Source organism: Micromonospora sp. BL1 (assembly GCF_003667485.1).
Lineage (GTDB): Bacteria > Actinomycetota > Actinomycetes > Mycobacteriales > Micromonosporaceae > Micromonospora > Micromonospora tulbaghiae.
In genome coordinates, this window is the sequence record NZ_RCVK01000047.1 from 1 (window position 1) to 842 (window position 842).

The window sequence follows — 842 nt, forward strand, 5'->3', positions numbered from 1 at the left end:
CCCCCACCCCCAGCGCCAGCCCGTCCGCGACGGCGAGCCCGAAGGCGACCGCCAAGCCCAAGCCGAAGAAGACCGTCCGGCAGATCGTCCCGGTCGCCGGCCTGGACCGCACCCAGATGAACAACGCGAAGAAGATCGTGCAGGCCGGCAAGGAGATGGGCATGCCGCGCCGCGCCCTGGTCATCGCGGTGGCGACCGCCATGCAGGAGAGCACCCTGCTCAACTACGCCAGCGGCGTGCTGCCCGAGTCGCAGAGCTACCCGCACCAGGCCATCGGCTGGGACCACGACTCGGTCGGGTTGTTCCAGCAGCGCCCGAGCAGCGGCTGGGGCACCGTCGAGCAGCTCATGGACCCGGAGTACGCGACGAAGGCGTTCCTGTCCGCGCTGGCGGAGATCCCCGGCTGGCAGAACCTGCCGCTCTCGGTCGCGGCCCAGGCGGTGCAGATCTCGGCGTTCCCGGACGCGTACGCCCAGCACGAGTGGCGGGCCGGCGAGGTGGTGGCCGAGATCCTGGGCTGACCCGGACGGGTGGTTGCCGAAGGGCCGATTCGGGTATCAGGGACTTGCCGGTCCCAGGTACACATGAAGGGGACCGCGGGACGGGAGGACCCTCATGTCGCTGATGCAACGGATCACCGCCTTCCTGCGGTCGCCGCGGGGCCAGCAGTTGGTCGACCGCGGTCGGCGTGAGATGTCGAAGCCGGAGAACCAGGCCCGGCTGCGGCAGATCGCGAACCGGCTGCAGTCGCGCCGGCGCTGACCCGCGTCACCCCCGCCGCACGAGCCTCCGGAGCCCTTCGTGACCGACCCCGCCCCCGTCGACGGGGGCGGGGTCGGTCA

1 protein-coding gene and 1 pseudogene are annotated in these 842 nt (G+C 71.6%); both read left to right on the top strand.

What is annotated here, in order from left to right:
• Positions 1-521: pseudogene (locus EAD96_RS00210) on the top strand (peptidase M23); the annotation flags it as partial.
• A gap of 94 nt (positions 522-615) precedes the next feature.
• Positions 616-762 (top strand): hypothetical protein, encoded by a 147-nt coding sequence (locus EAD96_RS31095; RefSeq protein WP_013285352.1) that lies wholly within the window; start codon positions 616-618, stop codon positions 760-762.
• Positions 763-842: the final 80 nt, after the last annotated feature.